The sequence below is a fragment of the Bradyrhizobium sp. USDA 4501 genome, assembly GCF_054062115.1.
Window position 1 is genome coordinate 3,210,966 of the sequence record NZ_JBSSEX010000001.1, and the last position, 15,689, is coordinate 3,226,654.

At 57.4% G+C, this 15,689-nt stretch carries 13 protein-coding genes; 5 read left to right on the plus strand and 8 right to left on the minus strand.

The genetic code is table 11. From position 1 onward, the window contains the following. Positions 1-41 precede the first annotated feature (41 nt). A complete protein-coding gene (locus tag ACVWZM_RS14785) occupies positions 42-2,189 on the plus strand; it encodes a hypothetical protein (protein ID WP_456853731.1) in 2,148 nt (715 codons plus the stop codon). A gap of 762 nt (positions 2,190-2,951) precedes the next feature. Here ACVWZM_RS14785 and ACVWZM_RS14790 read toward each other — a convergent pair. The 6 genes from ACVWZM_RS14790 to ACVWZM_RS14815 all read right to left on the minus strand — a co-directional run bounded on the left by ACVWZM_RS14790 (position 2,952) and on the right by ACVWZM_RS14815 (position 9,267). Continuing rightward, complete coding sequence (locus ACVWZM_RS14790) at positions 2,952-3,206, minus strand: hypothetical protein (protein WP_456853733.1); 255 nt, start codon at positions 3,204-3,206, stop codon at positions 2,952-2,954. Between the two features lie 144 nt (positions 3,207-3,350). After that, a complete protein-coding gene (locus ACVWZM_RS14795; protein ID WP_456853735.1) occupies positions 3,351-4,217 on the minus strand; it encodes a hypothetical protein in 867 nt (288 codons plus the stop codon). A gap of 118 nt (positions 4,218-4,335) precedes the next feature. Beyond that, the gene (locus ACVWZM_RS14800) at positions 4,336-6,288 is read right to left on the minus strand and encodes a hypothetical protein (RefSeq protein ID WP_456853736.1); all 1,953 of its coding nucleotides are present in this window, start codon (positions 6,286-6,288) and stop codon (positions 4,336-4,338) included. Continuing rightward, the gene (locus ACVWZM_RS14805; protein ID WP_456816908.1) at positions 6,288-6,527 is read right to left on the minus strand and encodes a hypothetical protein; all 240 of its coding nucleotides are present in this window, start codon (positions 6,525-6,527) and stop codon (positions 6,288-6,290) included. Before ACVWZM_RS14805 ends, ACVWZM_RS14800 begins: the two co-directional genes overlap by 1 nt. A gap of 60 nt (positions 6,528-6,587) precedes the next feature. Beyond that, positions 6,588-6,779: a hypothetical protein gene (locus ACVWZM_RS14810; protein ID WP_456853738.1), complete on the minus strand. Its 192-nt coding sequence runs from the start codon at positions 6,777-6,779 to the stop codon at positions 6,588-6,590. 916 nt (positions 6,780-7,695) lie between these two features. Then, positions 7,696-9,267 carry a winged helix-turn-helix domain-containing tetratricopeptide repeat protein gene (locus ACVWZM_RS14815; RefSeq protein WP_456853740.1) on the minus strand — a complete coding sequence of 524 codons (1,572 nt, stop codon included), beginning with the start codon at positions 9,265-9,267 and terminating at the stop codon, positions 7,696-7,698. A gap of 373 nt (positions 9,268-9,640) precedes the next feature. Between ACVWZM_RS14815 and ACVWZM_RS14820 the strand changes: the two genes are divergently transcribed. Then, positions 9,641-10,528 (plus strand): alpha/beta fold hydrolase, encoded by an 888-nt coding sequence (locus ACVWZM_RS14820; RefSeq protein ID WP_456853742.1) that lies wholly within the window; start codon positions 9,641-9,643, stop codon positions 10,526-10,528. An 89-nt stretch (positions 10,529-10,617) separates the two neighbouring features. On the opposite strand, the gene ACVWZM_RS14825 is transcribed toward ACVWZM_RS14820, so the two are convergent. Together ACVWZM_RS14825 and ACVWZM_RS14830 are read right to left on the minus strand one after the other, a co-directional pair. Then, positions 10,618-11,733, minus strand: coding sequence for an integrase arm-type DNA-binding domain-containing protein (locus ACVWZM_RS14825; RefSeq protein ID WP_456853744.1), 1,116 nt, complete (start codon positions 11,731-11,733; stop codon positions 10,618-10,620). A gap of 279 nt (positions 11,734-12,012) precedes the next feature. After that, entirely contained in the window at positions 12,013-13,530 is a 1,518-nt protein-coding gene (locus ACVWZM_RS14830) for a 4-amino-4-deoxy-L-arabinose transferase (protein WP_456853746.1), read from the minus strand. A 188-nt stretch (positions 13,531-13,718) separates the two neighbouring features. Between ACVWZM_RS14830 and ACVWZM_RS14835 the strand changes: the two genes are divergently transcribed. Genes ACVWZM_RS14835 through ACVWZM_RS14845 form a run of 3 tightly spaced genes read left to right on the plus strand, consistent with a single transcriptional unit; the run spans position 13,719 to position 15,562 of the window. Beyond that, positions 13,719-14,297, plus strand: a complete 579-nt coding sequence (locus ACVWZM_RS14835; protein WP_456853748.1) for a methylated-DNA--[protein]-cysteine S-methyltransferase — start codon at positions 13,719-13,721, stop codon at positions 14,295-14,297. Positions 14,298-14,306: 9 nt separating this feature from the next. Continuing rightward, positions 14,307-15,146 (plus strand): helix-turn-helix transcriptional regulator, encoded by an 840-nt coding sequence (locus ACVWZM_RS14840; protein WP_229189399.1) that lies wholly within the window; start codon positions 14,307-14,309, stop codon positions 15,144-15,146. Between the two features lie 56 nt (positions 15,147-15,202). Then, positions 15,203-15,562 (plus strand): VOC family protein, encoded by a 360-nt coding sequence (locus ACVWZM_RS14845; RefSeq protein ID WP_016843721.1) that lies wholly within the window; start codon positions 15,203-15,205, stop codon positions 15,560-15,562. Positions 15,563-15,689: the final 127 nt, after the last annotated feature.

Below are 15,689 nucleotides of genomic sequence, written 5' to 3' on the forward strand. Positions count from 1 at the left end.
TTTGACGCCGCTTCTGCGCAAGCAAGATTTGGATCAAAGCTATGGTTTACTTTCTTATTTCGACTGCGCTTAGCTTCGTGATCTATCAATTGGCCGCCAAGGCTTACATCTCCCGAGACGGCTACTTTATCACTTTCGGCGCTTCTAGCGCGCTCGTGACGCCCGAGTTGGCCACGTGGTTGCGTCGTCTCTTCTTCGTTCTGCTCATCGGTGCGGCTCTCGCGTTCGCGATCTGGCTCCATCGGGGCCTCGGCGTTCGGAACGAAAATCTCGGGTTGTCTACCATACTGGGATTCTTCTACGGACCTCTGCTTGCGATTTGGATCGATAGCCTCATCGCCAAACCATCTGAGGATAGGCCCAGTGCCGGTCAGTACGTTGCCGGCGCAGGATTGGTCCTGCTCTTTCTTGTCGGTTCGGTTGGAGACCAAGCCGGCGAGCTAATCCAGGAATATGCACGAAGGGTCAACAAAATATCGGTTGCGGGCGCAGAACTCAGTTTCGCGGAGAAGACGGCGGACCGCCGGACGCTCGGCGGCTCGTTATCGCTTTCGGGCGCTACGCCGACGTATGCATCATCCACGGGCGCGATCGGTCTCGATTATCTTGATCGATTGGGCATCATGATCGGACGGGACGCGGATTACCTCGAACTCTTCAGAGCCTCCGAGCTGCAGCGCGACGAGGCCATAGTGAAATTGGCTCCTTCGAGCGAACACGACCGGCTGCAAGCCGCGCTTCAACAAAAGACGGACGACACCAGGAAAATCCTGGACGCCATGAAATCGGCGAAATCTTTTGCCGAGAAGTCGATCAAACCCGCCACGACGTGCTTGGTTGGCTGGTATTCCGTGACGAACGATGGCGATTCCATCAACCGGCATATGGCCAGTCTTGCCGATGTTTTCAGGCGATTGCCAACGCTTGAGCTAGGGCAGCCGGTTGCCCCACTTGCGACGGAGTTCGTCAGGCAGTTATTCTCCATTGCCCAGGATGCGGTCGATTCTGTTCCGAGCTACCTGCTTGCCGACAAATGCGATGATCTCTTGGTGCAATTCTGTCCCGAAGCTTTCATCGAAGTCTCGGAGCAATCCCTCGACGATCTCGGGCGCAACCGATCGGAAACGAAAAGGAGGCCCCAAGAAGATGGGTCCGTGCTAATCGCTTGTCTCGGGAGGCATGAAATCGCGGTACGGCACAACGAGTCGGTTCCAGCGTTCGAGAAAATCGAGCAAGGTCTTCAGCCTTACCTAACACAATTCGTCGAGAATCGCGGATGGCAGGCACGGCCCTACTTTGCGCTGGCGTATGCCAGTATTCTCTCACAAGTCGGTCAGAATCTGGCAGCCAGTGCGGTGCTTGACGACTGGATCCACATGCGCAGCCAGCGCCCCGGACGGCCATTTCCGGTCTGGGAAACAGCGGCAGACTGGTTCGACCTGCGCGCGAGGTCCATTCTCGTCAACTTTCTGGAGGTGTGGCTAAGGAAGGAGGGAACGTTGGCGCCCATCGCCGTGCGCGACGAACACATCGCTAATCTGGACCTTATAAGGGCGGATTTGAAAGCTCGTCTCGCCCAGGTCGATTTTTTTCGAGAAAGCTCGGCCGCGACAGGTGCCCGTCCGACGAATAGTTGGCAGGATCAGATTAAGCTGGATGCCAGAACCAGAAATCCGGAATCCTGCTATTCGAAGGATTTACACATCGATCGCTGGAGTCTGATGTTTGAGACCTACGTCACAGCGGAGTTGACTTACCTCGGCGCAATTCTGGAACACCCGGACTACCGCGAGCGCTTTTCTGAACAAGCGGCAACGATCGCCGCGAGCTTGGCCGGCATGGATCTGTCTTGCATTCGCCGCGACCCGGAATCTGAGCGGATACTGGTCCATCCTCGAGCCCGTACGTACTACGCGCAGATACTCGATGCGTTCGGAAACAATGCCTACCAATATTCGGATACGCATAGACAATCAGAGAGCGCGAGTGTCAGGCGTGAGCGCCTCACCGGGGCCATCAATGCCGTCGAATTCGGGCTAAATCTGATCCGCGGGGTTTCGCGCAAGGAGCGCGACCGCAACGGAGCTTCGTTCCTAGAACGGATCAAAGCGAGCGACGCTGTTGAGGTAGAAGAAAAGCTAAAGGCGACGGACAGAAAGCTGAAGAGGATGGTAACGGAGAACGAGTAACTCACTCAGGTTATGGAGGAGTCACACCAGCCTGAGCCAGCGACGATACCAATATCGCAACGACTACAAACAGACCAATAAGCACTGCGAACTTGGTCCCATATCGTTTCATCGAAATTCTCCGAACTCTAGGATCACGCCAATATAGTACGAGTTTGACCTGAACACCACCTGAATGCAGCCCTGCGACAGGTTATCCCAGTTTCGCCGCCCGCGCTGATCAAAAGTCGAGGTATAATAACATGTTACCGCCCCACCAAACGACCTAGTGATCGATGCCTCCTCGCCTCGGCGTCTCCTCACTACGCTTTGATCTCATCGACAATGCCGATTTTCCGAAGAATACAGGGCCGAAGAAGCCGGCGGCTAGGAGCTGGAATTTTTGGTCGTGGAAGCTCTTCGACAAGCTGGAGGTAGTCCTCTGGGCCCAGCCCCGACAGAAATGCCGAGGATTCGGCGTTGCGCCTCTCAGAAAGAGCAGCCCTCGACTCAGGGATCGAGGCCGCTCGGCGAGTGAAAGGCAATCTTTTCGGAGAGGCCGATAACCACATTGGTTAATCCATTTTTTAGCAATCCCCCAAACAAGTCTATACACAGCAGTTCGCGGATCTCGTCTTTGACCTCGAGCTTACGCGAGGAGAGGTCGCGAATACCAGAGCGACGTTCCTTGCAATACCACAACGGTCACATGTTGTCTGATGCGTCGCAAATCAGATACTATGCAAAAGAAGTAGAATAGCCGCATTCGCGCGGCTCGTCACATTACTCAGCTTCACCTTCAGTCTCCGTGTCGTCTGCGTCTTCTTGGTCTTCGACTTCCTCGTCGGCTTCGACGTCTTCGTGCTGTTCTTCTTCCTCCCTATAGCCAATATCAAGCTCTTTGTAGTCGACCTCGCATCGGCCTGTTTCTTCTGTTTCTAACAGACCGCCGCAGTCCGTGCACCGTTGAGCGAAGAACATGCGCTCCTCATCGACGAACGCTTGCCGGCACTCTGGACACCAGAGAAACTCAGACATTCTGCGGCTCCCTCTTCTGACGCGGCCTCCTCGCTTTCTTGAGAGCCGCGCACTCTTGAGCGATTTGCTCCTTGAGCGTCTTGAGTTCGGCGTCGATTGCCGTCTTCTGTGCAACCAACTCCGTTATGCGTTTCAGTCTGTCCACTATGCTTCTCCTATGTTCAGCATTTTGCCGCCGGGTTGAAGCCACGGCTGGTTGACGGCATATCCAGCCATGGGTGGCTTGGCGCCAGAGGTGATTGTCGGCACCACCTGAGCGCCAAATCGGTTCGCAAACTTGTCCGCCATCGCTCCGCAAAGATCGAGGATGTTGTTGACTCGGACTTGGTTGGTGGAAGTGAACAGGACCGTGAGATTCGGCAGGCCGAACCGGGCGTGAAAGGTCCGCTGTTCCAGGACATTGATGTAGCCGGCGATCTTGGTTTCGATCGCTTGCCGGTCGCGGTTCGCCGATATCAGAGGCTCGGAAGCAAGATCGACTTCGACGACAAGAAAGCGATATGTACCGTTCTTATACTTGATCGCAACCGGGCCGATGTCAGGCTTGAGTTTGTAGTTATAGTCCTTTCCCTTGAACTGAAACACGACAGGGAAGAAGTCTCTTGCCGTTTCGGGCGTCTTCGGGTTGGCCAGGATCTGTGAGCGGGTAATGAGACGTTCGCGCGCTCCAATCTCAAAAGAAGCAGCCACGTGCGCTTCAGTCACTTGATGGAGGAATTGCTTGGAAGATTCGGGTACCCGGTACTCGCAGCCCATTTCCATGAGCTTGCCGACGCCCCTGCTCGTAAGCTGGAATGCTTTCGGGAAGCTGAGCCACGCTGCGCGGTTCTTGTTTTGTGTATCGCTCCACCGGATGAAGCCGTGGTCCTTGAGCTTCTTCGTGCGGAAGATGACCGAAGAGTACGAACGCTGTGTGATCGCGCAGAGGTCGTCCGGCAAAAGCAGGCCGTACCGCCCAATCGCTTTTAAGATCTCGAGATCACCGGGTAGGTCTGGCTTGATGGCTTTCATAGCGCGGAATATAGATCCGCCGTACTTGGAGAATAAGTCGGCACATATGGTCATCGGGGGAGGACAGCACCCCACAGTGGAGCGCTATGTGCGCGTCCGATCCCCTCATTAAATTTAGTTAATTACTCTCCCAAGGAGATGGCTTGTTGTCGTCGTTAGTGGAGGACTGTTCAGCCCTGAGCCTTTCTAGATCTTCGCCGCTCATCAGCCGGAGCTGTTTTAGTTCTTGCTTCTCGTTAGCGCGTGGTGCTTCTAGTTTTACGGAGGCTTCCTGTGTTTGGGATTTTGGTTGCTCATCCTGAAACTGCGTGCGGTTGATGCACCGGCGAGCTTTACGCTCGCCTTCGGTTAGCCTCGGCCATTTATCGATCCAGCCTAGTTCCTCTGTAGCGATAAATGGGTGTTGGAGGTTCATGCCTCGGACGTAGCAAGCGAAGCGCGCGTGGGTGTCCGTCTTCTGTATTCCCTTTAAGAATTCAGGCGAGCATCGTAAATCCCTTGCCATGTAGTTGAGGTCGGCAGCTTCAGGAGAGGCCGCGTATTTTATACTGGTGTTCGTCGAGATGGCGGCGCGTATGGCTTCATCCAACTCAGCACAAAACATATTCTGGAAGGCGAGAATGACGCCACCGCCGTACTCGCGCATGAGCCGTAGCAACCTTGGTGTTTTCTCGGCGTCCATAAACTCCTGTGCTTCGTCGATTACCAGGTATACCGGGTGACGCTCCTTTCGGTTCTGAATAGCGTCCTGTACCAGAGATATGATGTAGCGACCGATAACCTGATGATCCTCAGAGAGCTCGGTCATGCGCGTATTCACGAGCAATAACCTCTTCTCACGGATGCATTGAGCTATATCCAGCTTTCGGCTCCTTGCATTGAACATCGCAGCGAGCCAGTCGTTCTGTGCTATCCCGTAGATCCGGGATTTTAGTTCCTCTCTCGTGGAAGCAAAGTTCTTCTCATAGTAGTCGTTGTCAAAGAAGCGCTTGGGTATGGGCGGAAGTGCAGCAACGGCTTTCTGGAAAATTGGATTGCTGCGCCTGTCATCCATGAGGTCGAGCAGCGTCTCCAGATTAGCGTTCGGGACGTTGAAAAGAAGGCGAGCGCAGAATGCAAAGCACGCTGCTTGCTTGCCCGTAAGCTTTTGCTTGGTTGTAGAAAAAATGTAGCTGAAATCGGAAATCAGTTGCGAGGGGTCGCGACCCTGGGTTGTAAAGAGATTGAGAGCGGGCTTTGTTTTGGGATCAATGACTGCAATGGAACGGGGGTCTTCGAATATTCGCAGATACCGCAGACGCTTTATCATCGAGCCTTTAGGATCAATGACGATGTAGGCTGGCTGCACGGTCGGCTTGGTTTCAATATGATAGTCGCTGAGCACAAGATTCTGGAGGAGAGTTGTTTTTCCGGCACCTGAAGGTGCAAGGACCATTGTATGTTCGAGGCGAATCTTAACGGGAATATCGCGCTCTCGTAGTTTTTCCTCCTCGGCTTGCGCGGCCAATCGCTCCTGCTCTAATCGTGCTTCCTCTTTTTCCCGCGCGATACGCTCCTTGTCCTCTTCCTTTTCGCGAGCAATACGCTCTTTTTCGTCGTCCTTTGCTCGTTTGAGTTGGTCTTGCTCAAGTTGATATTCGTATTCTGCGAGCAGACGCGAGTAGAGTCGATCCTCAGCTTCGTTAAGTTGTGTCGCGGCTTGATCGCGGAATTGATAATAGAATGCATCAGTGAATTGCTTAACGTATTCATCCGATGTCATTTTCGTAATGGGATTGAAGTGTCTTGCGATGATGCCGAGACCTACCCATCCCTGGGTCTTATTTTCATATTCGGCCGAACGGTGTTGGACTATCGCTTCCCACTCGGGATCGTCGTAGGGAAGTTTATCGAAGCCGTAGCGCTGCTCTTTGATGAGTGGGGATATGATTTTTTTGTAGCATTCTTCAGAGCAAAACCAATACGGAAGATCGTGGAAAGAACCATCGGGAGCATCGAGCCAGCGGATTGGACACTTGGGACGAACGCGCGTGCCACACGAAAGGCATTTGTCCGGAGATGGAGCGGCCATCACTGCTCACGCTTAAGCTTTTTAAACTCTCGGATTACCCCCTCAGCAAAATCTTTCTTGTCCTCCTCGTGTGTCATGATCTTCCCTTGGAACCATGCGATTGCGCCAACAACAAGCATCATCCACGACATGAAATCTGCACGTACCCCGCGCATCCAGGCGAAAGTGACACACGCAAATCCGATTAACCCAACGACGGCTCCGACAAGTGCAATCAATAAGCGGAACAAATACAACATTGCGACCTCCCCAATGCACCTAAGCGGGGACTACTTCTTTGATTTGAAACACTCGTTTTTTCAGATCCCTTCTTTTCGTCGGCACGCATCATTAGCACGGCCTGAAAACCACGTGATCGCGCCGATGATGACGGTTGCCCAAGACGTAAGATCAGCACGAGTACCGTTCATCCACGCAAAGGTTACGTTCATAAATCCAATGAAACCAACGATGAGGCCAGCACCGGAAAACAATAAGCGAAACAACCTCATGGCAGTCTCCCGAAGAAGGACGGCCGGTAATGACGTTTTGGACGCGTCACTACGCGCCGTCCTCGCTCCTTACTTCGGAGCGTCGGACCTGGCCTTCGCACGCCTCTCCAGAAAATCGATTACCTCAATCGCCCACCAGACGCGGGGGGAATTGCGATGGTTCGAGAGTTTGAAACTCTGCGGAAACGCTTTCGCCTTTTCCAAACGGTCAAGGTGAGTACGGCTATAAGGTATTCCAAAATCTGAACGCAGACGTTTGAATGTGACCACTGATTTACCAGTCATCGCTTAGCTCCATGGGGTTGGAGCCGTCGCGACGGCTGTTAGGTCAGCCGACCAACTCATGCTACCTTAAATTGATCATCATTTCATCGACCTTTTGGGGGTACGCCTCGAGATTTTGCAATATGCGCTCCCCAGGTAGGTAACGATACCTGTCGTATATCTCGTCAGTGGACAGCGCTTAATGAACGGTGCCGATTGGCGTGGTTATCGTTCAAGCTGCAGCGATTAATCCCATCTCGCCGAAGCCGGCGGAGCTCTACAAATCAGCTTTCGGCCGATCAGCATGCTCTGAGACTTCTAAGCCAGGCGATCTGCATCCATAAGCTGAAGTGAGTTTGAACTGAGGCTTAGCCGCTTGCCCCAATTTAAGCGGCGGCTAGACCGCGGAAACATGCGATTGCGTCCACTTTTTCCTTTTGCCGCGCAGTGCGCTCTCGTAGCTGCACTTGTCGCATTTTGTCAGATCCGCTGAGCTAGCTCCCGCATTGGGTTTCAGATACTTCTCGTCAAGCATTGACCAGCCAGAGCGTCGCTCGCCAACGCGAACGCTGAGGGGCCGAGAGCGAGTTCAGCGCGCAGAATCCCTGGAGTTTGGCGGATTCCACTGGCTCACATCAAAATTCAACTAATCCTATTCAGGGAGGCCCGCTTTGATCATTGCCTCCAGCAGTTCGGCTCTAAGCTTCGGCGAAAAATGCGGAGCGGCGACGGTCGACCAACGCAATTCGGGAAACTGATGGAGGACCTGCGCCATTAGCTTGCGGGCGGCTTCCAATTGTCCTGCGCCCACGTAGCACAGGATGGCTTGAACCCTTCCCACAAAATGCGCCGGAGGAAGCGCTCGGACAGCCTTGTCTATCCACTCACCAGCTTCCCGATGTCTGCCGGCATTATGATGCGCTAAAGCAAGCCCGAGCATGGCGTTAAATTTGAAGGGATCGTGCGGACTAAGACGCAGCGCTTGTTCGAGTTGAGCGATGGCCGGATCAGATTCGCCCTGCCAGCTTCGAATAAGACCTCGAGCGTGAAGCGCTCGTGCGTAGTTTGGGTTTGATCGGATGGCGCGCTCTATCAATTCGATGCCTGCGTCGAAATCGAGCGCGAACCAGAATAAGAGAAATCCCACCACGCTTAGTGCGAAAGCATCATCGGTTCCGAGATCCTTTAGACGGTCTGCAAGCTGTAGTACCCGGGCATTATCTTCGGCGATGTCCCCTGGCCACTTGTTAGCGCGTCGCCATGCGATACAGGTTGCAGCGCCGCCGTATGCGGGCGCAAAGCCGGGATCAAGCGCGATCGCTTGGTCAAAATACCTCGCAGCAGCGTCGTTATTTCCTGATGTGGTGGGGAAATGGATATGCTGTGCGCCTCGATAATATGCCGTTACGGCGTCTATTTTTCCGATCCGTGTTCCTATCGCTCGTTCAATCTCGGCACGGTCGACTTCTGGCGCAATGGCGCCCACCACCTCCTCCGTGATCCTATCCTGCAGATTGAAAATGTCTCCGATATCGCCATCGAATCGCTCAGCCCAAAGGTGCGCGCCCGTCGCGACATCAATCAGCTGGGCGTTTATCCGTACTCGCTTACTTGATTTTCGGACGCTGCCTTCTAGCACATAGCGAACTCCAAGCTCCGATCCGATGCGCTTGATATCTCCTGTCTTCCCCTTGTAGGTGAACGAGGAGCAACGGTCGATGACAGAGAATGCCTTGAATCGCGACAGCGCGGTGATGATGTCGTCAACTAAGCCGTCGGTGAAGTACTCTTGCTCTGAGTCTGTCGACATATTTTGAAACGGCAGCACAGCAATAGAGGGTCTGTCGGACACTTCAACAACGGGCGCTGATGGATGAAGGCCCCTACTAGCAGCGGCAGCAGCATCAGGTGTACTGACTTCCTGTACCGATGCCACAAAACGGAAGCCTTTTCTCTGCAGCGTTTTGATCAGGCGCTGTTCGTCGCCCGTATCGCCGATCGCCGCGCGCGCTGAGTTGACGCGGGTCGCCAGCGCAGCATCCGTAATGATGCGGCCGCCCCATATCGCAGAAATTAGGTCGTCTTTGCTGACTACGCGATCCCGGTTGCGTATCAGGTGAACAAGCAGATCAAATGCTTGCGGCGTCAAGGGGACGGCATCGGTGCCCCGGTGCAGCTCCCGCTTGTCGGTGTCGAGTGAGCAGTTGTCGAATAGGTAGCGCAACCTAGCGGTCCTTTCGCGGATTCACCCGGATAGATCAGCCTAGCACACGCTGAAGGCGCAAAGTTATACGCCAGTAAGGAAAATGTAAGCGCTCTGCAAAGCAGTAAAAACGTGCTTCGCGCAGGTTCACACCGTGAGACCCGCGTCCAGTAGCTCCTAGCGACTGACGCGATCTTCCCGATACAGATCGAATCCTCGTCGCTGTGACTACGAACGGGATCTTAAGGCTCTTTGGAAAACCGCGCCGGTTTTGCCGTTAAGGGCGCATCGCCGCAGCGGCGTCTCCGTTCCGCCCACAGCGAAAGGCTGCAGGTTTCCGCGCGATCCGAAACCAGGGACCACGCATACTTCTTAAAGATGGCTGGAGAAGCAGATGCTCGAAGACAGGCACGGTAGGATAGACTACTGCGAAGAAGGTACGGGCCCGACAATCGTCTTGGTGCCCGGCTCATGGGCCAGCGTGGCGGCTTGGCGCGGTGTCGTGGCGGCGCTGGGCGGTCGCTTTCGGACCGTGACGACGAGCCTTCCTGGCTATGGCGGCACGCGCGAGTCCCGCACGTTGGGGGACACATCGATAGACCGGCAGGCCGAAGTTGTCGAAGCAGTGATCCGTCGTGCCGGCTGCCCCGTACATCTTGTAGGACATTCCCTTGGAGCTCTGGCCTGCCTAGATGTGGCACTGTGCGGGCTCGCCCCGCTCATGAGCCTCACTTTGATCGAGCCCGTCGCGTTCAGCACTTTGCGCCAAGCTGGTGGTGAGCTCGCACTCTACGAGCAGTTCACGGTATTGCGCGAGCATTATGTCAGGTCATTCGAGAATGGCGACAAGGAAGCGGCGCGACAAGTGGTCGACTATCTCGCTGGCCACGGACAGTTTGACGCTCTTCACTCTCGGATGCGGGAGTATATCGTTGAAGCCACGCCGACCCATATCTTGGATATCCACTGTGATTTCGATCCGCCCCTATCGACTTTCGCGAACATCTTGCTTCCATCACTCATTATCAATAGCTGGCGTACAGTTCCATCGCTACAAAGAAGCTCCGAGATATTGAGTAAGGCGATGGCAAACGCTTCACTACGCTCCATTTCTGCGGGAGGTCATCTTCTGACAAACGCCCACAGTGGGGAACTGGCCCAACTCATCGGGGAGCATGTCTCGAGAGTGGAAGCGCTTGCCTGGACTAGCTTATGCATGGACGCTCCTTTCGCATTTGTGCCTCGCTTGACTAAGCCTCCGATCAAGTCGGCCGCCGAATAACGGCGCCTGACAGCTTGAAGGGATATCGGCAATAGGTTGCGAGCCTTGTTGAGGGTCACCACCTACCTGGATCAGCTGGAAACTGGTAACTACCTGACTAGTTTTTTGAGGTGAGCCTCGAGTTTCTGGAGCGCAGCTCGCTTCTCAGGCAGGTAATCGTACCGGTCGTAAATTTCATCAAGATCGGTTTTGCCTCCACCGGTCACATGGTTGAGCATGATCTCGGCGATCTCACGCGAGATCCCTAGGCGCGCGAGGGTCGAGCGGAACGTGCGGCGCAAATCTCGTACTTGCCATCCGGTCACGCCCGATTGCTTATCGAGCTCCTTTTTCAGCTTCCCCCAAGAGCCGTCGTTGAAGTGCGTACCCTTGATGTGACCGGGGAAGTAGTAGTCAGTATTCTTGTCTCGCCAATTGTCACCGATCTTTTCTTGCCGATCGAGGATAGCACGCGCCATCGGAAGGATCGGAATTGCGTGGGCGCGCCCATTCTTAGTGAACTCACCCGGGATGGTGAGCACACTCTTTTCTTTCCAAGCGCGATGTAATCTGCCGATCTCGCCGTTACGGCAGCCCCACAGGATAATGAGGCGGATCATGTCGCCGAAGAACCCCTCGCACGCGTGCCAGATTTTCTTCAGCTCAGCATCGCAGAGAATTCGACTACGCTTCTTGTCCTTCCCAGGCGAAGGGTAACCTTCCAGCGGGCTGCGCTTGATGTAGCGGTGCGGAGGTTTCGTGCACCACCGGAGCATCGTTCGGAGCGCGCGGAAGGCATGAAGCTGCTCGCTTGGTACGTCGGCGAGCTTACCGAGTTCACGCTCAATCGTCGCATCGTCAAGGTCAGCGAGCGTACATCGAAGATCTAAGCGGTTAAGGAGGCGAAGGGTCTCGGATTTGGTGCGCTCGCCTTTGCCTTTGTAGTTCTCCTCGATGAAGATGAGCTTCGCTTGTTCGAACTCGATGCTGATTTCCTTCTCCCCGACGGGAGTGCCGAGCGCGACAAAGGCGCGACGGCGCGCTTCCGAGAGCTTCAGATCAGGGTAGTGACCGAGCCGGATTTTGGTGCGATTGGGTTCTTTGAGGACGATCCAAGTCTTTCGACGCTTGCCTACGCGCAAGCCGAAAGCCGGCGTCTTCCGGTCCATGTACAGACCGGGCTTGAGTGACTGAACGGAGAGATCTGTGAGTCCAAGAATTGGCACGATTTGGCACGCCTTTCACGTGGATTGAGGCGGATAACCATGCCGAAGTATATGGGGAGCGAGTCGCAGAAACCACTATAAAATAAGGGGTTTCCGGACACTATGTGTTACGGCGGAGAGGCGTCACAAAAGATTGGGAAGCTGCCGTTCTACCATTGAACTACGCCCGCGATCTCAATGCTTGAGGTCGCACCTCACGGGTGCGACCCGGCCGGACCATAGCCCGGGCGGAGGCAGCGGATCAAGCGCGCATTGGAGCCGATCGCCGCACCGCCCCCGCTAGTGGCCCATCCTCACGAGCACGTCATTGATGACAAAAGCCGCGGCGGCGGATGCGTCGCAGGTGCCGCTTCGTGCATAGATGCAGGCATCGGCGATGCCGACGCGGGCACAGCTTTGCCTTGAATAATCCGCCGGCAGATCACCGGCGGCCGCGGGCCGCGCGAGGATGCGATTGAAGGCCGGCCTGGTCGCCTGCAACAGCGGCGGCAGGATCAACTCGGCGAGCGGATCGGCGGGCTCCAGCGCATAGAGCGGTACTGGGCCGACCAAACGTTCCCGCCCTGGCAACAGCTGGAAACGGACATTGTAAAGTGCGAGGCCGCACAGCTGCGGATCGCTGCGCAGTTCGGCGGCGAGCCGCGCCGCGCCGACACCGCGCGTCCAGTAGTCGCGCATCCCTTCGCTGGCGCCGGCGAGCGTCACCGAGAGCAAGGCCCAGCCGCCGGTGACGATCGGCAATGCCCAGCGGCGCCACCCGGGTTTTGCGCGCAACCATTGCACCCAATCGGCCGATCCCAGCGCCGCGACGATGATGAACAGTGCCACCGACAGGAAGATGAAGCGGTATTCCTTGTGCGCGATCAAGCTGTGGAAGACGAGGTTGACCAACGCCACGGCCAGCAGCAGCGGCGCATGCCGCGCGCCGCGCCAGATCGCGGCGAGCGGCAACACGATCGCCGCCGACCACACGATCAGGAAGTTGGCGAGATAGGCCGAAGGGGGCGTCACGCCGAACTCGGTCGCGCGATCGTGCAGCAGGTTTTCCTTGATGTTGCCGATCAGCCAGGCGAACGGCATGGCGCCATGCGCAAGGTCTATCGCGGCGGTAAGCATCAGCGCGGCGAGACCGCCTGCGATCAGCGGAATCAGGTTTCGCCAACGCATCCAGCAGGCGCCGAGCGCAAGCACGGCGATGGCCGGCGCGTACTGAAAGCGGCAGACAAAGGCGAAAGCGAGCAACGCGCCGCCGATCGCCAAATGCCGCTGCGACGGACGGCCGGTCACCAGCAGCGCCGCCGGCACGACCAGCGCCGTCGCCAACGGCTCGCCCAATGTGTGCGGCGCGAGCAGGATCAACTCGAACCAGACTGCCGCAGCGAACGCCGCGACGATGGCATGGGTTCGCGAAATCCGTGTACCAAAGAACCAGGCGCTGACCACGATCGACAGTGACGCAGATGCGGCGACCAGGCGCGGCACCAGGAAAGCGCCCTCGCCCCCCGGCGCAATCAAGCCGCCCACCGCGACCGGCCCGGCCAGCAATGTCGGCAGGAACCAGCCGCGAATGCCTTCGCGCCACTCCCACGTCAAAATGCCGTCATGGCCGAGCATCCGCCACGCCGGCTCGAGATACTGAAAGATCTCGTCCGGATACATCACGTTGGGCCAGAGCGCGGCCGCAAGGCGCAGGACCAATGCCAGCAACAACAATGCGAACAGCGGATGAAGACGCCCGGCCGATGTCCCGGCCACAGCTTTGCCGCCGCGCGCGATATCCGCGCCGGTGCTGGTCATCGTTCCGCCGATCGTACCGTGGAGCAGCATGCTGACGACCAGATAGCGGGCAAAGCCTTTAAGATGCGTGACTGGTAATTGGCGGGGTCACACAGAACGGGCCGCGACATGGTTAGCTAAACGTCAAGATTCCGGATGCGCGCGCCGGCGACAATGTTAGGATCGCGCGCATGGGGGCTGGTGGCGTCATGACGGGGCGTGGGTATACCATTTTCGACACGGCGATCGGCCGATGCGGCATCGCGTGGGGCGAGCTCGGCGTGGCTGGCGTGCAGCTTCCCGAGCTGCGCGAGATCGAGACCCGCAAGCGGCTATTCAAGCTTTATCCTGACGCGCGCGAGATGCGGCCTCCCGAGGAGGTCGCTGTCGCGATCGAGGGCATCGCCGCGACCTTGCGCGGCGGCATTGGGGACCTTGCCGGCGTTGCGCTCGACATGAGCGGCATCCCGGCCTTCAACGCGCGCGTCTACCAGTTTGTCCGCACCATTCCCCGCGGCGAAACCCGGACCTATGACGAGGTGGCGAGCGCCTTGCGCGCGTCCGGCGCGGTCTATTCGGTGGCACAGGCACTCGGCCGCAATCCCTTCATGGTCATGGTGCCCTGCCACCGCGTGCTCGAGGCGGGCAATTATGCCGACCGGATCTCGCCGAACGGCGGCAGCATCTCGAAACGGCGGCTGCTCTCGATCGAGGGCGCCCAGCCGACCACCAGCAAGACCCTTTTTGATGTGCTGCTGCCCGTTGCACGACTCCGGCCGCAAGCTTAAATCCGGGGTATGGTCCGAACCACGCTGCTGCAGCGCGATCGCATCACGGTGAACGAGTTCCGCTGCACGGCGGAACCCGGCGACAAGCCGTTCGCCGAGCAGTTCGCCTCCCACTCGGTGTCCTATGTGCGCAGCGGCAGCTTCGGCTGCCATTGCCGCGGCCGCTTCCATGAGCTGGTGGCAGGCTCGATCCTGGTCGGCCATCCCGGCGACGAATACACCTGCACGCACGACCACGTGGTCGGCGACGAATGCCTGTCGTTCTTCCTCGACCCGGTGCTGGTCGAGACCATCGGCGACCGCGCGGCGGTCTGGCAGGTCGGGTCGGTGCCGCCGCTGCCGGAACTGATGGTGATCGGCGAGCTCGCGCAAACGGCGGCAGCTGGCAACAGCGACGTCGGTCTCGACGAGATCGGCCACCTCCTCACCAGCCGCCTTGTCGAGCTGGTGTCCGACCGCAAGGCAAAGCCTCTCACCGCAGGCTTGCGCGATCGCCGCCGCGCCGTCGAGGCCGCGCTGTGGATCGACGCCAATTCACACCATCAGATCGACCTCGACGATACCGCGGAGCAGGCCGGCTTGAGCACCTTCCATTTCCTGCGGCTGTTTTCCGCCGTGCTCGGCGTGACCCCGCATCAATATCTCGTGCGCTCGCGGCTGCGCCATGCGGCGCGGCGGCTCGCGGATGACGACAGCCCGGTCACCGACATTGCCTATGACGTCGGCTTCGGCGACCTCTCCAATTTCGTGCGCAGCTTCCACCGCGCTGCGGGTGCCTCGCCGCTGAAGTTCCGCCGGGCCTCGCGCGGCGATCGCAAGATTTTCCAAGAACGTCTCGCGCTGCAATAGCTAGGCTACTCCAGTCCGCGCGTCTTTCGATGCGCTTAGCGACTGGAGATTTCCTCATGTACGACCATATCGGATTGCGCGTTGCCGACCTCGACGCCAGCGTGCGCTTCTACACCGCGGTGCTGGCGCCACTCGGCTTCGTGCTCTGCTCGCGCGACGACAGCGGCGCCGGCTTCGGCCCGAAGGGCGAGCCCGCGCTCTGGCTGCATCTGCACAAGGGCAAGGCCCAAGGCGGCGCGCACGTTGCGTTCCGTGCCCCGAGCCACGACGCGATCAAGACATTCCATACCGAAGGCCTGAAAGCCGGCGGCAAGGACAACGGCGCGGCGGGCCACCGCAAGGATTACAGCCCGACCTATTACGCGGCATTCCTGCTCGACCCCGACGGCAACAATGTCGAGGCGGTGTCGACCTAGCACACCACAGCTCCGCTGTCATTGCGAGCGGAGCGAAGCAATCCATCTTTCCGCCTGCTGCGGTGTGGATTGCTTCGTCGCTTCGCTCCTCGCAATGACGACACATCTGAAACCAACGAGGATTGAA

Coding starts and splice junctions, on each gene's coding strand:
- ACVWZM_RS14785 (WP_456853731.1), top strand. CDS start 42: ATGGTTTACTTTCTTATTTCGACTGCGCTTAGCTTCGTGATCTATCAA.
- ACVWZM_RS14790 (WP_456853733.1), bottom strand. CDS start 3,206: ATGTCTGAGTTTCTCTGGTGTCCAGAGTGCCGGCAAGCGTTCGTCGAT.
- ACVWZM_RS14795 (WP_456853735.1), bottom strand. CDS start 4,217: ATGAAAGCCATCAAGCCAGACCTACCCGGTGATCTCGAGATCTTAAAA.
- ACVWZM_RS14800 (WP_456853736.1), bottom strand. CDS start 6,288: ATGGCCGCTCCATCTCCGGACAAATGCCTTTCGTGTGGCACGCGCGTT.
- ACVWZM_RS14805 (WP_456816908.1), bottom strand. CDS start 6,527: ATGTTGTATTTGTTCCGCTTATTGATTGCACTTGTCGGAGCCGTCGTT.
- ACVWZM_RS14810 (WP_456853738.1), bottom strand. CDS start 6,779: ATGAGGTTGTTTCGCTTATTGTTTTCCGGTGCTGGCCTCATCGTTGGT.
- ACVWZM_RS14820 (WP_456853742.1), top strand. CDS start 9,641: ATGCTCGAAGACAGGCACGGTAGGATAGACTACTGCGAAGAAGGTACG.
- ACVWZM_RS14830 (WP_456853746.1), bottom strand. CDS start 13,530: ATGACCAGCACCGGCGCGGATATCGCGCGCGGCGGCAAAGCTGTGGCC.
- ACVWZM_RS14835 (WP_456853748.1), top strand. CDS start 13,719: ATGACGGGGCGTGGGTATACCATTTTCGACACGGCGATCGGCCGATGC.
- ACVWZM_RS14840 (WP_229189399.1), top strand. CDS start 14,307: ATGGTCCGAACCACGCTGCTGCAGCGCGATCGCATCACGGTGAACGAG.
- ACVWZM_RS14845 (WP_016843721.1), top strand. CDS start 15,203: ATGTACGACCATATCGGATTGCGCGTTGCCGACCTCGACGCCAGCGTG.